17 protein-coding genes and 1 riboswitch are annotated in these 16,368 nt (G+C 41.6%); of the genes, 5 read left to right on the forward strand and 12 right to left on the reverse strand.

Annotated features, from left to right (window positions below):
* Positions 1-27: 27 nt before the first annotated feature.
* The 6 genes from BXY41_RS14335 to BXY41_RS14360 form a co-directional block, all read right to left on the reverse strand.
* Positions 28-1,683, reverse strand: coding sequence for a Na/Pi cotransporter family protein (locus BXY41_RS14335; RefSeq protein ID WP_104437545.1), 1,656 nt, complete (start codon positions 1,681-1,683; stop codon positions 28-30).
* A 103-nt stretch (positions 1,684-1,786) separates the two neighbouring features.
* The gene (locus BXY41_RS14340) at positions 1,787-2,779 is read right to left on the reverse strand and encodes a dipeptidase (protein WP_104437669.1); all 993 of its coding nucleotides are present in this window, start codon (positions 2,777-2,779) and stop codon (positions 1,787-1,789) included.
* A 130-nt stretch (positions 2,780-2,909) separates the two neighbouring features.
* Complete coding sequence (locus BXY41_RS14345) at positions 2,910-4,088, reverse strand: ABC transporter permease (RefSeq protein ID WP_185140365.1); 1,179 nt, start codon at positions 4,086-4,088, stop codon at positions 2,910-2,912.
* Positions 4,072-4,731 (reverse strand): ABC transporter ATP-binding protein, encoded by a 660-nt coding sequence (locus tag BXY41_RS14350; RefSeq protein ID WP_104437670.1) that lies wholly within the window; start codon positions 4,729-4,731, stop codon positions 4,072-4,074. The genes BXY41_RS14345 and BXY41_RS14350 overlap by 17 nt, the downstream gene beginning before the upstream one ends.
* Positions 4,732-4,795: 64 nt before the next feature.
* Positions 4,796-6,571 (reverse strand): HlyD family efflux transporter periplasmic adaptor subunit, encoded by a 1,776-nt coding sequence (locus tag BXY41_RS14355; protein ID WP_104437546.1) that lies wholly within the window; start codon positions 6,569-6,571, stop codon positions 4,796-4,798.
* A gap of 14 nt (positions 6,572-6,585) precedes the next feature.
* On the reverse strand, positions 6,586-7,677 hold the full coding sequence (locus BXY41_RS14360) for an S-layer homology domain-containing protein (protein WP_104437547.1): 1,092 nt from the start codon (positions 7,675-7,677) through the stop codon (positions 6,586-6,588).
* A gap of 219 nt (positions 7,678-7,896) precedes the next feature.
* On the opposite strand from BXY41_RS14360, the gene BXY41_RS14365 reads away from it, so the two are divergent.
* Both BXY41_RS14365 and BXY41_RS14370 read left to right on the forward strand, forming a co-directional pair.
* Positions 7,897-8,571, forward strand: a complete 675-nt coding sequence (locus tag BXY41_RS14365) for a response regulator transcription factor (protein ID WP_104437548.1) — start codon at positions 7,897-7,899, stop codon at positions 8,569-8,571.
* Entirely contained in the window at positions 8,568-9,824 is a 1,257-nt protein-coding gene (locus tag BXY41_RS14370) for a sensor histidine kinase (protein ID WP_104437549.1), read from the forward strand. The genes BXY41_RS14365 and BXY41_RS14370 overlap by 4 nt, the downstream gene beginning before the upstream one ends.
* Before the next feature lie 67 nt (positions 9,825-9,891).
* On the opposite strand, the gene BXY41_RS14375 is transcribed toward BXY41_RS14370, so the two are convergent.
* From BXY41_RS14375 to BXY41_RS14390, 4 genes are all read right to left on the reverse strand, one after another.
* Entirely contained in the window at positions 9,892-10,602 is a 711-nt protein-coding gene (locus BXY41_RS14375) for a GTP pyrophosphokinase (RefSeq protein WP_104437550.1), read from the reverse strand.
* Between the two features lie 26 nt (positions 10,603-10,628).
* On the reverse strand, positions 10,629-11,465 hold the full coding sequence (locus tag BXY41_RS14380) for an Mrp/NBP35 family ATP-binding protein (protein WP_104437551.1): 837 nt from the start codon (positions 11,463-11,465) through the stop codon (positions 10,629-10,631).
* Positions 11,466-11,652: 187 nt separating this feature from the next.
* Positions 11,653-12,225 (reverse strand): folate family ECF transporter S component, encoded by a 573-nt coding sequence (locus BXY41_RS14385; protein WP_104437552.1) that lies wholly within the window; start codon positions 12,223-12,225, stop codon positions 11,653-11,655.
* Between the two features lie 61 nt (positions 12,226-12,286).
* A riboswitch (THF riboswitch) is annotated at positions 12,287-12,384 on the reverse strand.
* 51 nt (positions 12,385-12,435) lie between these two features.
* On the reverse strand, positions 12,436-12,969 hold the full coding sequence (locus tag BXY41_RS14390; RefSeq protein WP_242980203.1) for a phosphatase PAP2 family protein: 534 nt from the start codon (positions 12,967-12,969) through the stop codon (positions 12,436-12,438).
* A 139-nt stretch (positions 12,970-13,108) separates the two neighbouring features.
* Between BXY41_RS14390 and BXY41_RS14395 the strand changes: the two genes are divergently transcribed.
* Together BXY41_RS14395 and BXY41_RS14400 are read left to right on the forward strand one after the other, a co-directional pair.
* Positions 13,109-13,492: a CidA/LrgA family protein gene (locus tag BXY41_RS14395; protein WP_104437553.1), complete on the forward strand. Its 384-nt coding sequence runs from the start codon at positions 13,109-13,111 to the stop codon at positions 13,490-13,492.
* Positions 13,473-14,165: an LrgB family protein gene (locus BXY41_RS14400; RefSeq protein WP_104437554.1), complete on the forward strand. Its 693-nt coding sequence runs from the start codon at positions 13,473-13,475 to the stop codon at positions 14,163-14,165. The genes BXY41_RS14395 and BXY41_RS14400 overlap by 20 nt, the downstream gene beginning before the upstream one ends.
* A gap of 10 nt (positions 14,166-14,175) precedes the next feature.
* On the opposite strand, the gene fliB is transcribed toward BXY41_RS14400, so the two are convergent.
* Both fliB and BXY41_RS14410 read right to left on the reverse strand, forming a co-directional pair.
* A complete protein-coding gene (gene fliB / locus BXY41_RS14405; RefSeq protein ID WP_170072372.1) occupies positions 14,176-15,336 on the reverse strand; it encodes a flagellin lysine-N-methylase in 1,161 nt (386 codons plus the stop codon).
* Positions 15,337-15,339: 3 nt separating this feature from the next.
* Positions 15,340-15,681 carry a winged helix-turn-helix transcriptional regulator gene (locus BXY41_RS14410; RefSeq protein ID WP_170072374.1) on the reverse strand — a complete coding sequence of 114 codons (342 nt, stop codon included), beginning with the start codon at positions 15,679-15,681 and terminating at the stop codon, positions 15,340-15,342.
* A gap of 121 nt (positions 15,682-15,802) precedes the next feature.
* Here BXY41_RS14410 and BXY41_RS14415 point away from each other — a divergent pair, with 121 nt between their 5' ends.
* A complete protein-coding gene (locus tag BXY41_RS14415) occupies positions 15,803-16,348 on the forward strand; it encodes a nitroreductase family protein (protein WP_104437555.1) in 546 nt (181 codons plus the stop codon).
* The last annotated feature ends 20 nt before the right edge of the window (positions 16,349-16,368 follow it).

Genomic DNA, 16,368 nt, shown 5'->3' on the forward strand with positions numbered 1-16,368 from the left:
CTGTCTAAAAAAGTTTAAGTATGTTTCTTATATTTCTTCCTTTACGTAACCTGCAATGTTATGTGCATGGTCAGAAATTCTCTCCAGGTTACTTAATGCATCCAAAAATATGACTCCGTTTTCCGGTTTACAAGTCTGGGCAGACAAACGTTCAATATGACGTTCTCTTAATTCTTCTTCCAGGCTGTCTACATTTTCCTCACTGTGAACGACAGCACGTACTTCTGACATATCGGAAGTTTCTCTTGCTTTCACAGCATGTTCCAAAGAAGAGCGTACAGCGTTCAGCATTTCTCTCATTTCGCTTTCTGCTTCCTTGGAAAAGATAATCTTACGGTTGGCTTTTTCCGCTGCAAGCTCTGATAAGTTTTCACAGTGATCGCTGACACGTTCAAAGTCACTGACTGTATAGAAAAGGTTTTTAACAAGCATATGCTGTTCTTCATTTAAGGATTGATTATTGATTTTTATTAGATAATCTGTCAGCAGTTTCTCATAATGATCAATCTTTTGTTCCAGCTTCTCCACCTGCTTTATTTCGGATACGTCACTGCTCAAAAGAGCATCTGCTGCCACATCAAAATTTTCAAGTGCAGCATATCCCATATTCACCACCTGGTGATTTACATTTTCAATGGCAAAGGAAGGAGTTTCCAGAATTCTCTCATCCAAATGACGTTTCATTTCGCTTTCAGGATCCTGCTCTTCTTCTTTTTCTTTACTCCGCACAAAAATCCCGGAAGCTTTCACAAGAAGCCCTGCAAAAGGAAATAAGATAATGGTATTCGTTACGTTAAATACCGTATGGAATATGGATATCTCTACGCTGGTAATAGAAGAGGATGCAAGTACCGGATTCAGCTTAAATAGAATAAACATAATTATTCCAAAAATAAAGGCACCCACTACATTAAAGAGAAGATGTATCACAGCAGCACGTTTGGCGGTACGGTTCGCTCCCAGACTGGAAAGCAATGCAGTTACGCAGGTACCGATATTCTGCCCCAATGTGATAAAAATAGCAGATTGCCAGTTAACAATTCCATTGAGTGCAAGTGTCTGTAAAATACCCACAGAAGCGGAAGAACTTTGTATAATGCCGGTTACCACAAGTCCCGCCAGTATTCCAAGGATGGGATTTCTGCCAAGTACAGAAAATGCCTGTCCGAATATGGGAGCATCTTTGTAAGGGGTAATGGATACAGACATAAAAGTAAGACCAATAAACAAAACACCAAAACCAACTAAAATCTGACCGATTTGTTTTTTCTTTTCACTCTTTGCAAATAAATTAAAAAGAGCGCCAACGCCCACCAGTGCAGGCGCAAAAAATTCCGGCTTTAACATTTCTCCCCATTCACTCATGGAGACGATCCAGCTGGTAACAGTTGTACCAATGTTTGCACCCATAATGATGCCCACTGCCTGCTGAAGATTAATGATACCGGCGTTGACAAATCCAACCACCATTACTGTAGTGGCAGAACTGCTCTGAATGATAGCGGTAATTCCCGTTCCAAGCAAAACACCCATCAGCCGATTGCTTGTTAATGCTCCAAGCAATTGCTGCATCTTATGTCCTGCAGATTTCTGTAGTCCATCAGCCATGGCATCCATTCCGTAAAGGAACATCCCCAGCCCCCCGATAAACTGAAACAGCATTTGTACATCCGTAATTGACATATCATCCTCCTGTATTTCATGACAAGTCATGTTATGTAAGCATCATATCAAATCTATGTAAAGTATTATGCATGCAATTGTAAAATTTATGTAAAATTTTGTCTTACTGTAAAATTTCTTTATATACACGAAGTACATTGCCATAAAAAACAGCCTCAATTTCAGAATCGGAGAAGCCTTCTTTTTTCATGCATGCTTCTAAAAGTGGCAGATCTTCCGGAGACTTCATCTCCAGCTCTCCTCCGATGCCATCAAAATCCGATCCCAGGCCAATGCAGCCAATTCCTCCGATCTTCTTTAAATGCTTTATATGTGAGACCATATCCTGAATGCGGCTAAGTGACTTCTCCCCTTTCTTCCAGTCATGAAGAAAATCCCCGCAAAAATTAATTCCTGTAACTCCGCCCCGCTCTGCCAGCATTTTTATCATCTCGTCGGTTAAATTCCTCGGATTGGATGCTATGGTTCTTGCATTGGAGTGACTTGCCACAAAAGGTTTTTTCGTGTGACGGAACACATCATAAATACCTGCATCGGATAAATGAGATACATCAATAATCATGCCCAGATGTTCCATCTCCTCCACAAAAACAATCCCCGTTTCGGTAAGCCCGTGTTCGGTTTCCGGTTCAAAAAATGCTTCTTCTTTCTCAATGCGGATTCGGTTTGGATAAGCCAGTTCATTGATGTGATTCCAGGTAAGCGTCATCATCCGGACTCCCAGGCGGTAAAAATTACGCAAAAATGCCGTTTCCCCCTGACAGACACCGCCCTCCTCAATGGTAAGCATGGCAGACATCCGGCCTTCCTTCCGGTTTTTCTCAATATCCTCATATGTTGTGACAATTCCAATTAAATCCCCATACAATTCCAGTTCCGTATAAAATAAGTCCAGCAGCTTCATGCAGTATTCAAATGGTCTTTCATGCTTTGTCAGTTCTGTAAACAGGGCAAAATTCTGCAGACAGTAATTCCCTTTTTTCATTCTCTCCAAATCGATATGGCAGTCATTTTTTAAGATAGAACCTTCTTTTCCCGCCTGCCTTCTGTAATAAAGCTCCGCTATGGTATCACAATGCATATCTGCAACATTCATTCTCATTATCCTTTCCTATCACAAAGATTCTCTTACGCCCGAAAAGGAGTAGCCGTAAAAGAGCTACTCCTTTGGTACCTATGCAAATAGTATCACTCCTATGACACATTTGCAAGAAATTATTCCTTTGTTATTCACTTCGAAGTGCATCAATAGGGCTTAAGTTGGCAGCACGGCTGGCCGGCATGTATCCAAACAAAAGTCCGATTCCCACTGATACACTAAACGATACAATCACCGCGCCCGGCGTAGGTGTTGCATCAATTCCAATGGCAGCTCCCACCAGTGTGGTTGCTACGGAGCCCACTACAATCCCAACCACTCCTCCAAGAGAACTGGTGACAGCCGCTTCAATTACAAACTGCTGCATAATGTGTTTCTTTTTTGCTCCCAGAGCCTTCCTGATTCCGATTTCCCTGGTTCGTTCCGATACTGATACCAGCATAATATTCATAACTCCCACACCTGCCACCAGAAGTGAAATTCCGGCAATACCCCCAAGGACCATGGACATCATGGCAATCATGGAATCTAACGATTCCAGCATCTCACTCATTGCAGTGACGCGGAACAGACTGTCATCTTTGTATATACCCATCAAAAATGTTTCCAGGGACTCTTTGGCTTTTGCCGTATAATCTGTATCTGATGTTGCAAACACATAATTGCTGATTTTTGCTGTATTGTTCATTTTTGCAGCGCTGCTGTATGGAAGATATAAAATATCATCCGTTCCTCCGGCTTCCAGTTCATCCTCATCCTGTCTGGATATGACCCCTACAATCCGGTAAGCGCTTCCATTTATTTTAATTGTTTTGTCTAAGGCATTCTCCACGCTTCCATATAATTTCCAGGCAATGTAATACCCTGCCACACACACCTTCTGTCTGGAAGCAATATCAGAATAGGAAATAAAACGTCCTGCGTCAAGAGTCTGATCCTTCATGCCTAAATAATCCTCACTGACTCCTGTTACTGTGGTATCATCCAGAGATTCTGTTCCATATTTCAACGTGGCACTCACCGATACACTTGGTGTCATATGGGAAAATAAATTCTTGTTATCGTTATAAAACTGGTACATTTCGTCTACATCTGCATATCTGGTTGTTAAGTTGGTTAAACGGACCGTCATCTGATTGGTACCCATACTGGTAAAGCTGTCCTTCATATAAGACATCTGACCATTTACAATACTGACCAGGATAATTACCGATGCCACACCTATAATAATACCCAGCATGGTGAGAAAAGAACGCATCTTATTCCCCCAGATACTTTTCAGAGCCATTTTAAAGGATTGCAGAATATTCATTTACGTCTCCATCGAAATTAATCTTACCATCGTGTACCCTTATTACCCGCCGTGCTTCTAAAGCAATGCTGCTGTCATGAGTAATCATTACAATGGTGTTGCCCTCATTATTTAGTTCCTTTAAGAAATCCAGTACATCCCGGCTGGTTTTGGAGTCCAGTGCACCTGTGGGTTCATCTGCCAGAATCAGAGAAGGATTTCCAGCCAGAGCTCTGGCTATGGATACTCTTTGCTGCTGTCCGCCCGATAACTGGTTTGGGAGATTTCTCCACTTGTCTGCCAGTCCTACCCGCTCCAGAGACGCCATGGCCCGTTCTTTTCGCTCTTCAGTTCCGGCTCCGGCATAGAGTAAGGGCAGTTCCACATTTTCCAGAAGGTTTAATTTGGGGAGCAGATTGTACTGCTGAAAAATAAAGCCGATCATTTTGTTCCGGATCTGTGCCAGCTGATTGTCAGTCATACTTCCCACATCTTCTCCACCCAGGAGATATGTACCATCACTTGGAACGTCAAGAGCGCCTATAATATTCATAAGAGTGGATTTCCCGCTGCCTGACTTGCCCACGATGGCAACAAATTCTCCCCGGAATATGGTCATGGTCACTCCGTCATTTGCACGTACCTCTTCCTCTCCCATCTGATATACCTTGTAGATCTCCTTTAATTCAATTAAGGGCTCTGCCACATTCCATTCCTCCTCATTATTTTGAACGGGACTGACCGCCGCCGCTGTTACCTCTGTTATTATTATTTCCACTTCCGCTTCCACTTCGTCCTGTCCGTTCCATGTTACCGCCCATTCCCCCTGGAGGACCTCCCATTTCTCCTGGCATTCCGGCGTTTTTACTGGTATTGCTTACTGTAGTCTGAGCAACATAGACTTCCTGATTTTCTTCAAGGCCCGAAGTTATTTCCACATAATCATCATTAATTAATCCGGTTTTCACTTCAACTTCTTTAAATCCTGCCGGGACAGCTCCATTTGCTTCTTTTACAGTATCATCCTTTATATAAACATTATTACCCCGTATCAGTGCATCGGCCGGAATGGTAAGCACGTCAGAAGCCTCATTTAACACAATGACCCCATCCACATTCATGCCGGGAAGCAGGTCGTCCATGCCATCATCTAAGGTAATGGTAACCGGATAGTTTGTTACCCCATCGGTTGTGGTGCTTTTCAGACTTACATTGGTAACTGTACCGGAAAATGTCTTTCCGCTTACAGCATCAGCAGTAATTTCCACCTTCTGCCCCACTGCCACTGATTTGACATCCAGCTCATCCACACTCATTTCAAAGGTATAATTGGACATGTCATAGATCGTTGCAAGTGTAGTGCTGCCGCTGGTGCTCTTTGTAATCTTATCTCCCACCTTGATGCTTTTTGTAATTACTTTACCTGATATAGGTGCAGTAATCGTATAATTATCGTAGGTTTCCTGAGTGTTATCCAGAGAATTTTTCGCAGACTCCAGAGATGATTCTGCTTTATCCAGGGCATCCTTATAGGTACGAATAAGGGCTGCCGCACTTTTGCTTTCTATGGTAAAAACCGGAGTTCCTTTGGTCACGTAGTCACCCTCATGCACAAGCAATGCACTTACCTCAACTCCTGACGGAAGATCCGCTTTCATTGTGGTCTCAAGTTTTGCTTCAAATGTCCCCTCCATCGTACATACAAAACCTCCCGCTGTTGCCGTTGCAGAAATATCCTTTGTCAGACCTCCGGGGTTTTGGACTTCCATGGTGACATAGCGGACAATTCTGCCTCCAGTCAGGGTTACATCCATGTTTCCTACAGAAACGACCGTTCCATTTACCTGTTCGCCCGTATCCGAAAGAGTTAAAACTGCGGTGCTTCCAACCGGTATCTGGGCTGCCTCTCCAGAGAGAAACGGAAGCTTGATTTTCATAATGCTGTCATCTACAATAGAGGCTATTTCCGTTTTATCACTGATTTTATCCCCTTCTTTTATAGACAATGAACTGATATATCCAGTTTCCGTAGATTTATATGTATTTTGACTGTAATCCGTTAAAGCATCATTATAATTATCCAATGCTACCTGATAACTTTCCTGTGCCCGTTCAAGAGAATTGTTTGCAGAGGTCAGCTGGGTTTCCGCCGAAGAGCTGTCAATCCGGTATAAAACCTGACCCTTTTCCACTTCATCACCCTCTTCAAAATTGGCTTCTATCACCTCTCCTTCCGCCAGCGAGGTGATATCATAAGTATTCTTTGGAGAAATGGTTCCGGAAGAAGATAATTTTGATGAGATGTCTCTTTTTGTTACAACTGCAGTTTTGATTTTTTTTGCCTGGGCATTTGCTTCCTTACTCTTTTTGTATGAGAAAGCAAAAAATATCCCTGCCAATGCAGCAATGATCAGAAGCAGAATAATAAAAATCTTTTTCCGCTTTCCATTTCTTTTTTTCTGATCACTTTTTAAAATTTTCTGGATGATTTTTTTCATTCCGGCCTCTCCCGCTAATCTTCTATATAATCAATGACAGTCCTTGTTTCATCTCCGTTGCTATTGGTGGAAAGGGTATAAACAAGATTTACGGTATCTCCGACTCTCAAATCCCCATATGAAGAAAATGCGAACTGCATCTCGGTGCTGGTAAGAGTATAAGTGTTTCCATCATCCAGAATGATGGCACTTGGATTCATTAAATCTGTGGAATTATAAACGATGTTTGTAATTTCACCAAATGCCGCGGACCGCCCGCTTTCATTTTCCGTCCCAACCGTATAAAGCCATACCGTTTTGGACAAGGAATGATAATAAACCAGTACTCCATCGGAACTTTCCAGTGCCACAGTAATCGCATCACTGGAATTGGACACTGCCTCCCCATCCAGATACACATTGGCATCTTTGAGTTTAAAGGGCAGATAATTGTTCAGACTGCTCTTGCTTCGAACCACTTTGGGTCCCTTTAAGCTGTTATCCACCATGGTAAACGGATTGATTTCTCCATCTTCGGTCAATTCACAATCTAAAATCTTTCCATACATGGTCCCGGAGGTATTATTTGTCTTCAGCAGATTATAAAACAGGTTGATGCAGTCATCCTTTTTCAATACTTCCTGGGCTTCCCTGTTAATATTTTCATCCAGTTCAAGAAAATGGTATTTGGAAAGTCTGGATCCTGTCTGGTCACCTGTAAAATCAGTGTTCTTATATCCCAATAATGCCAGAACCCCTTTTACTGCATCCTGAAGGGTTATGTAATCATCCGGTTTAAATACACCTCCCAGATAACCATTCATCCACCCCTGTTCTGCCGCAATCCGGATCTGAGCCGAATATTCACCATCTCTTGGCACATCCGCAAATACAGAAGTATTGCTTAAACTGCTTACTGTGCTTCGGTAAGAAGAAGCATTTACCAGCATGGCGGCAAATTCTCCGCGTGTGACAGACATAGCGGTATTGGTTATATTCATAATACCCGATATACCGATGACTTTTTTTCTTAAATCAAAATTGGCTGATGCCTCTGCTCTCATCGGTGTAACCGCCGTCGCAGCCAAAACAATTGCTAGTGAAGCCGCCGCTCTTCGTGCATTCATTTAAGTTTCTCCTCTCCTTTATAAGATTTCTTAATATCTTAACAAATCGTTGTGATGGCTTTGTGATGGGAAACTGAAATTAACCTGAAATTAAGAACTGTCTGGTTTTTAGTATTTCAGCTTATTTTAAGGCAGTACCCTTATAATGAAAAAACAGGCATTTGATTGCTTAAATGAATTTTTAAGGCTATAATAAATAAAGCAAAGGAGAGCTTAACCATGAAACTGTTAATTGTGGAAGATGAAGTCAGACTGGCAGAAGCCATAGGACAGATTATGAAGGAACAGCATTATCAGACTGATCTGGTTTTTAACGGAAAAGATGGTTTATACTGCGGTCTGTCAGGAGAATATGATGTGATAATTCTGGACGTGATGCTCCCTGGTGAGAATGGTTTTCAGATTGTTGAGAAGCTTCGGGAAGCTAAAATACAGACTCCCATACTAATGCTTACAGCGCGTGACAACGTAAGTGATAAAGTAACCGGACTGGATAAAGGTGCCGATGATTATATGACAAAACCATTTATACCGGAAGAACTACTGGCTCGTATCCGGGCGCTTTCCCGCAGACAGGGGGAAGTAATCGTAGAAGAAATGGTGTTTGGAGATTTAAAATTAAATCTGTCAACCAATGATTTGTGGTGTAAAACCAAATCCATTCATCTGGGCTATAAAGAATTCGAAGTGTTAAGAATCCTTATGAGCAATATCGGAAAAATTATATCAAAGGATACTTTAATCAACCGGGTATGGGGATCTGACTCGGATGCGGAGGATAATAACGTAGAAGCTTATATCTCATTTCTACGTAAAAAGTTTCATTTTCTTGGTTCAAAAGCAGAGATTACCACTGTACGAAAGGTAGGATACCGCCTGGAGGAATCCAAATGATTAAGAAGTTAAGAATCAAGTTTATACTCACTAATATGTGCTTTGTTATCAGTATACTTGCCGTAGTAATGGGTACATTTTACGTCTCAAACCGGAAACGGATCATGAGGGATACCTCCATGGCTCTCATTCAGTCCCTGAGTCATGAACGTTTTAAAATGCCGCCAGACAAGGTGGAATTTGGCCGGCGGCCGAGAAAAAATCCGCTGCCTATCATCCCTGTATTTATCATCACATTAAAATCCGATAATACCATTGAAAAAATTGAGGAAAATAATATTACAGTATCTGATGAATTAGCCTCATCCTTAATAAAGCTGGTCAATGGTACAGACAGTACAGAAGGGGTCTTAAAAGATTACTCTCTCCGTTATATGAAAATGCCCGGAAGGAACGGAATGGAAATTGGTTTTGCAGATCAAAGCTATGAACGGGATGCCTTAGAGGTTTTACTGGTTAACTGCATTCTGGTCTTCCTTACAGCTATCATATTATTTTTTATTTTAAGCCTGTTTCTTTCTCATCTGGCGTTAAAGCCTGTAAAAAAAGCCTGGGATCAGCAAAATCAGTTTATAGCCGATGCATCTCATGAATTAAAAACTCCTCTTACTGTGATACTGGCGAATTTACAGATTCTCTCCACCCATAAAGAGCGCACCATCAAAGAGCAGGAAAAATGGCTGATGAATACGAAAGAGGAAGCGGATCGGATGAGACAGCTGGTGGAAGAACTTCTTTTCCTTGCCCGCTCGGATACGGAATCCGTAGAAGCAGTTCAGATCTCAAAGCTCCCTCTTGATTTCAGTGAACTGGTTTTAAATGGTGTGTTGCTCTTTGAATCGGTCGCTTTTGAAAGCAAGGTTACTCTGGATAATGACATTCAGACTGATGTTTTTATAGAAGGAATGGAAGCCCAGTTTAAACAGTTAATAACCATTCTTTTGGATAATGCCTGCAAGTATGCCGGTGCCAATGGCTCTGTATCCGTTTTTCTTAAAAAACAGGCTGGTCACGGAGTACTTACCATTATCAATACGGGAGAGCTCATATCACCCACCGAGCAAGAGCACATATTTGAACGGTTTTACAGAACTGATAAATCCAGAGTCCACAAAGAAGGCGGCTACGGTCTGGGACTTTCTATTGCAAAAACAATTGTGGACCGGCACAAAGGAAAAATAAGTGTTGCCAGCAGTGCGGAAACCGGAACCATATTTACTGTTACATTACCAGTCATTTCCCATATTCAATGAATTAAGGGTCAGGCTGTTACGGAGATGATAAACCGTAACAGCCTGACCCTTATTATGTTTATTCCATTTATTTCGTCACAGTAATCCCCTGTTCCTCAATCCGCTTTCTGATATTAAGCATCTTCTCATCGGTCTGGGCGATTACATCTGCACATTCCCGCAGTTCATCACTGATCTCCTGGGAATATTCCTGCATTTCTTTTTTATATTTCAGCTGATGATCCAGACTGGCCCAAAAGTCCATGGCCATGGTTCGAATCTGAACCTCTACCCGCATCCATTTTTTCTGATCTGAGAAAAAAACAGGAATTTCAATGATCATATGGTAACTGCGGTAACCATTGATTTTAGGCTGACTGATATAATCTTTTATAGCAATGATATGGACATCATCCTGTCTTGCAAGCATATCTGCCACTGCATAAATATCGTCTAAAAAGGAACAGATAACTCGAATACCAGCCACATCATCTAAGTTTTCCATCATGGACTCCAGAGAGACAGGAAGGTTTCTGCGCTTTAATTTTTCGACAATGCTAACCGGCTTCTTTACTCTGGATTTAACAAGTTCAATGGGATTTCTGGAGTTACGAACCGATAGTTCATCGTTTAATACTTCCAGCTTTGTCTTAACCTCACGAATGGCACAGGTATACATCATCATAGCTTCCTGGAACTGATACGCCTGCTTAATCAGGGGGTCTGGAACTGAAACCAGATTGGGAACTTTTACAATCGACTGATTCAGTTCACTGTTAGGGTTCATATTAATATTCATTCTTATACCTCAAAAAGCAGTTCCGGTTAAACCGCCTCTGCTGCGTCAACTGCATCTTTCAGCCATGGCGCCTCTAAATACTCTACGGTTCCTGCATCCACTGAAGCAGCAATCTTAGGATCAATGGGGATTCTGGCAAGTACTTTTATACCGTAATTTTCAGCCACCTCATCGATATGGCTTTCACCAAATACAGCAATCTGCTTTCCGCAGTCAGGACAGCTTAAATAACTCATATTTTCCACAAGCCCAAGAATTGGGATATTCATCTTCTTCGCCATATTCACTGCTTTTCCAACAATCATGGATACCAGTTCCTGGGGAGAGGTTACAATAATAATGCCATCGAGAGGCAGTGACTGGAATACGGTCAGTGGCACATCGCCGGTTCCGGGTGGCATATCAACAAACATATAATCCACATTTTCCCAAAGAGTTTCCTGCCAGAACTGTTTTACTGCACCAGCTATGACCGGTCCTCTCCAGATAACCGGATCTGTCTCCTGATCCAGAATTAAATTTGCTGACATGACTTCGATTCCTGTTGCGCTGACTGCAGGAATCATCAGTCCGTTTGGTGTCATTCCTACACCGTTATCTGATAAACCGAATGCCTTCGGTATGGAAGGTCCTGTGATATCCGCATCCAGGATCGCCGTTTTATATCCCTTTCCACTCATGCTTACTGCCATCATGGAAGTTACCAGCGATTTACCAACGCCGCCTTTTCCGCTTACCACTCCAATTACCTTTTTTACTATGCTGGACGGATTAAGCGGTTCTAAGAAACTGGTCTGGGCCTCTTCCCTGCTTCCGCAGCTTTCTCCGCAAGTATTGCAATTATGAGTACAACTCTCACTCATGATTCATTCCTCCTGTTAAAACTGTTATTTACAGACATATACCTAAGATTATATTACGAAATTGATCTTATGTCTATGTATTTTACCAATGCCTGTGTCCTTTTAACTGATTCAGGTTACAAAATACGACATTTTTTTATCCGTAAAAAACCCCGGAGCATCGCATTGACACTCCGGGGTTTTGTGGTTATTTTGTATGAAGCAGATGAACACTCCGAATGGTTCGGAAAATACCGATGGAATCCATGGTTTTCAGTAAGGTATAAAAAATCATAGAATCGATGGGCCACATAACCAGATTCTTCAGCGCTCTTGCCGGCAGCAACACCATAAATCCTTTTCCATACAGTATGGAGAGGCAAAGGGTGTTTAATATCACGTTGCAGATCAGCATGACCACCAGTTTGGATATGAGAATTCTTCTTAAGGTAATCGGCTTCTTATAATACAGAATGCCGTACAGGACTCCTGCCAGGGCCGTAACCATGGTAAGTCCGGGAAAAAAGGCGCCGGTGGGCTTTAATAAATACTTCAGCACATCAAGGCTTCCGGAAAACAGTCCACCCACTACCGGACCGAATAAGTAGGAAATGATTCCATTGGGAATAGATGAAAACGTAATCTTGATGTAGCTTCCCAGCTGAATGGAGAACATGTCCAAAATAATGGCAACTGCGGCAAACATGGCTGCGGCAGTGATTGTTCTTACAGATTTCAACTCTCTGTAAGAATCGGTGAACAAAGTGACGAATTTTTTCATAAAAAAATACCTCCTTTGCAGACCTCAGACTACGACCGGAGATAAGACACCTATCTTCTGGTGCAGCGGGATGCGACTCGTGTACCGCAAGAAAATCTTTTCGTCCTGCTGACAACTCCCTGTTCAGCTGGCACTTAACGCACACAAGTCTACTCTGCGACTTTTATTTAGTTTTGTATCGCCATCAGTATAACATACATTCTTAAGAAATCAAGTGTTTTTTTCAACACAAATATTTCTTTCTATTAAGTGGTGTATCAATAAGGCAATACAAATCCCAAGAACAGCGCCTCCCAGCACATCGGTTGGAAAGTGTACAAATAAATACATTCTGGAAAATGCAATGAGCAAAGCCAGGATCAGAAAGGGAACTCCAAGCTTTTTATTATAGAGCCAGATGCTGATCGCTCCTTCAAAGGAAGCCAGCGTATGACCGGAAGGAAAGGAAAAGTCCCTGGGATTCTGAATTAAAAGAGGAATACTGGTATCAATCCAGCAGGGTCTGGGCCTTTCTACAAGATTTTTCAGTATCATATTTCCAAAAAGAAGTCCTACCCCCAGGCTTAGCAATACACCGATTCCCATTTTTCTGGTTTTGGGGATACAAAACAGCACCACACCAATTAAAATCCAGATAAATCCATGGTCTCCCAGACTTGTAATACGGACCATGACCTGATCAAGCCATGGATTATGCAGAGACTGCAGTGCATATAAAAAAGCAAATTCTATTTGATATAACATTGTTTCATACTCCTTTGTTATGGAAAATCCCACATTTATTTACAATCTTAATTTTTCTTAAATCATTTGACAACGTAAAGAATTTCGTATAGGATTAAGCATAGTTGAATTTTCGACAGGAAATACAGGAGGCTTTGTCATGAAACACATAAGACAATTCGGCATTATTTTATTTATCTCACTTGCAGGGGAAGTGATTCATCTGTTTATACCACTTCCCGTACCTGCCAGTATCTATGGTCTTATTCTTATGCTTTTAGGCTTAAAAACCGGGTTGATTCCCCTTGAAGCAGTTGAGGATGTCAGTGATTTTTTACTGGAAATTATGCCCATGCTTTTTATCCCTGCGGCAGTCGGACTTTTGGATTCGTGGGGCTCCCTTCGGCCAATTCTCATACCTTTTCTGGTTATAACACTTTTCTCCACGGTTATTGTTATGATAATGACAGGAAAAGTAACCCAGTTTTTTATTGAAACCGATAAAAAGAAGAAAGGAACGGATCATGAATCAGACAATCGGTGATTTTTTATTTTTTGGCTCGGTTTTGAGCCTTGTCAGTTATGAAATGGGGGTTCAGCTTAAGAAACGTTTTAAACTGGCCATTTTTAATCCCCTGTTAATCTCAATTCTAATTGTAATGGCATTCCTGTCCGTCTTTAAGATTAATTATACGGTCTATAATGAAAGTGCAAAATACATCAGTTATCTGTTAACTCCCGCAACCGTATGCCTGGCTGTGCCATTATACCGTCAGTTAAACCTGTTAAAAAAGCATTCCAAAGCAATTATTGCAGGAACTCTGACAGGCGTACTCACTACCATGTGTACCGTATTGCTTCTTGCATTAGTGTTTGGCTTAAACCATCAGGAATATGTAACCTTTCTACCAAAATCCATAACTACTGCCATTGCAATGGGAATCTCAGAGGAGATGAAAGGATTTGTGACAATTACGGTTGCCAGTATTATTGTAACCGGTATATTAGGCAGCATTATCGCAGAATCGGTTTGCCGGATATTTAAAATTACAGATCCGGTTGCAGTAGGCATTGCCATCGGATCTGCATCACATGCGGTAGGCACTACAAAAGCAATGGAAATCGGTGAAATTGAAGGCGCCATGAGCAGTCTTGCCATCGCAACTTCCGGGCTTTGTACGGTTGTATTCGCTTCTATTTTTGCTAATTTTATCTAACTATGCAATATTATAATACTTTGAGTATTTCTTTCAGCCCAAAGGTTTTTTCTGTCCGAAACGCGTTCTCCATTGCATTAAGATTTAGATCCGAATGCTCAGTTTCCCTGGAAAACCGATGAACCAGCCGTACAAACTCGTTAAAAGTAAGGCTGCCTCCGTTTTGAATATAAACTGCCTGAGCCAGTTCTGCGATGAATATGGTACAGATAACAGCCATCTTCACTTTTACATAAGGCTGCTCATCATAAACAGCTCCGCAAAAATACGTATAAATGAAGTAAACCAAAAGCTGCTCCAGCCACTGATTCCACTCCCTCTTTCTTTCTGGCTCAGAATCCAGATATTCATAAAAATTCTCTCTTGTTTTTTCATAATACTCTGGTCCCTTATCAGTAAGCAGGGCCTTTAACTCCCCAATATAAAATGGCCATTCCTGGTTTAAAACTTCCAGCTTGTCCAATAGTGGAAACCAGTTTTTCATTATTTCATAGCGTTCTCTGTCAGAAACCCTGTATTCCCGCTGTTTCATGCGGAAAAATTCTTCACATGAAGGATTCCTGTATCTGGCAGTCAGTTCCTCCGTCTGATACAGCTTCCCTTCCCTGATCCTTCTTTGTAAATCATGAACCAGTCCCAAAACCATAGACGCCCTTAACGGGATGTCCCTGTTTCGATTCTGTAAAAGAGTGATAACCTCCTCTCTTACATCCATGAGCTTTGAAAAAAGATAGAAATCAAACTCAGGATAAGACTCTTCCCGGTCATCTTCCTTTGTAAGAAAACGGACCGGCTCTTTCAGCCCCAGAATCAGCTTTGCCGCTTCTTCACAGGACATTGACAAAGAAAGTTCCCGTACCCCTTCGTATTCTTCCGTATGCCTGGGGTATTGCCTGCAGGTCTTACAAAGCATGGAAGGTCCTGCATCGGTGTAAATATCACAAAGATTTGCTTCGTTTAAAAAAGCACATCTGCCAGATTTCTGTTTAAAACAGCCCTTCTTCCAATCCACTCCATTTAAAAGCTTTTTGCCCAGGGAATCGGTTTGAGCCCTGTATTTTTTAATGGATTGATCATCTATCATAATTGCCCAGCCTGCACAGCAGGTGTCGCTGCACTGGGCTGCAATACAATGGAAACTGTGATAATAGTGAGGTATTGTAAACTGCATAATCTACTCCAATCCCAGAATTTCCTGGTTGATGCGCTGCGCTCCCCATTCTGACATGAGATTCAAAATGGGGGCAAGTGTTTCCCCATCTTTGGTAAGGGAATACTCCACTCTGGGCGGGACTTCATTGTATTGTTCCCGATGGACTAATCCATCCGCTTCTAACTCCTTAAGCTGTTTGCTTAAGGTTCTATGGGCAATCGGCTGTAATTCTTCCCATAACCGGTTATATCTTAATACACTGCATTTACAAAGTTTATATAATATGACCCACTTCCATTTTCCTTCAATTTTTGAAATTGTATAATATATTGGACAATTTCCAAATTTATTATTAAAATCCATGTCTTCTCCTCAATACTAACCAATAGTTTAGTATATAACATAAATGTTCATACTTGAAGTATGTGTTATAATCATATATACTTTCTATGTAAATGTCAAATATAGTCAACGGAGGTTTGGAATGAAATTTATAGAATTGGCAAAGGATCGCTACTCTGTCAGAAAGTTCAGCGATAAAAAAGTAGAAAAAGAGACGCTGGATCTCATTCTGGAGGCAGGCCGTACTGCGCCTACCGCCTGCAATTACCAGCCGCAGAGAATTCTTGTGCTTGATAATGAAACTGATTTGTCCGGGCTCAGTCTTTGTATGCCTTTTAAATTTAACCATCAGTTGGCGCTTCTCACCTGTTACGATAAAAACGTAAGCTGGAAACGAAAATTTGATGGGAAAGATGAGGGGGAAATTGATGCCGCCATTGTCACTACCCATATGATGCTGCAGGCATCTGAATTGGGCATTGGCTCTACATGGGTGGGGCATTTCGATCCGGAAAAAGTAATAAAAACATATCACATACCAGAACACATAGTCCCTGTTTCAATCCTGCTGATGGGCCATCCCGCAGATGATGCAGAACCTAACAAATTACATGATGAACGTCTGGATCGTTCGCAGACCGTTTTCCATGGTTCTTTCTCTGAAACAAAAGATGATACGAAGCAATAACTGCCATAAATTGGCAGAGC

It is taken from the genome of Lacrimispora xylanisolvens (genome assembly GCF_002934545.1).
Lineage (GTDB): Bacteria > Bacillota > Clostridia > Lachnospirales > Lachnospiraceae > Lacrimispora > Lacrimispora xylanisolvens.

Coding starts and splice junctions, on each gene's coding strand:
- BXY41_RS14380 (WP_104437551.1), bottom strand. CDS start 11,465: ATGAGTGAGAGTTGTACTCATAATTGCAATACTTGCGGAGAAAGCTGC.
- BXY41_RS14335 (WP_104437545.1), bottom strand. CDS start 1,683: ATGTCAATTACGGATGTACAAATGCTGTTTCAGTTTATCGGGGGGCTG.
- fliB (WP_170072372.1), bottom strand. CDS start 15,336: ATGCAGTTTACAATACCTCACTATTATCACAGTTTCCATTGTATTGCA.
- BXY41_RS14410 (WP_170072374.1), bottom strand. CDS start 15,681: ATGGATTTTAATAATAAATTTGGAAATTGTCCAATATATTATACAATT.
- BXY41_RS14350 (WP_104437670.1), bottom strand. CDS start 4,731: ATGGGAGAGGAAGAGGTACGTGCAAATGACGGAGTGACCATGACCATA.
- BXY41_RS14375 (WP_104437550.1), bottom strand. CDS start 10,602: ATGAATATTAATATGAACCCTAACAGTGAACTGAATCAGTCGATTGTA.
- BXY41_RS14360 (WP_104437547.1), bottom strand. CDS start 7,677: ATGAATGCACGAAGAGCGGCGGCTTCACTAGCAATTGTTTTGGCTGCG.
- BXY41_RS14370 (WP_104437549.1), top strand. CDS start 8,568: ATGATTAAGAAGTTAAGAATCAAGTTTATACTCACTAATATGTGCTTT.
- BXY41_RS14395 (WP_104437553.1), top strand. CDS start 13,109: ATGAAACACATAAGACAATTCGGCATTATTTTATTTATCTCACTTGCA.
- BXY41_RS14355 (WP_104437546.1), bottom strand. CDS start 6,571: ATGAAAAAAATCATCCAGAAAATTTTAAAAAGTGATCAGAAAAAAAGA.
- BXY41_RS14365 (WP_104437548.1), top strand. CDS start 7,897: ATGAAACTGTTAATTGTGGAAGATGAAGTCAGACTGGCAGAAGCCATA.
- BXY41_RS14385 (WP_104437552.1), bottom strand. CDS start 12,225: ATGAAAAAATTCGTCACTTTGTTCACCGATTCTTACAGAGAGTTGAAA.
- BXY41_RS14340 (WP_104437669.1), bottom strand. CDS start 2,779: ATGAATGTTGCAGATATGCATTGTGATACCATAGCGGAGCTTTATTAC.
- BXY41_RS14390 (WP_242980203.1), bottom strand. CDS start 12,969: ATGTTATATCAAATAGAATTTGCTTTTTTATATGCACTGCAGTCTCTG.
- BXY41_RS14415 (WP_104437555.1), top strand. CDS start 15,803: ATGAAATTTATAGAATTGGCAAAGGATCGCTACTCTGTCAGAAAGTTC.
- BXY41_RS14400 (WP_104437554.1), top strand. CDS start 13,473: ATGAATCAGACAATCGGTGATTTTTTATTTTTTGGCTCGGTTTTGAGC.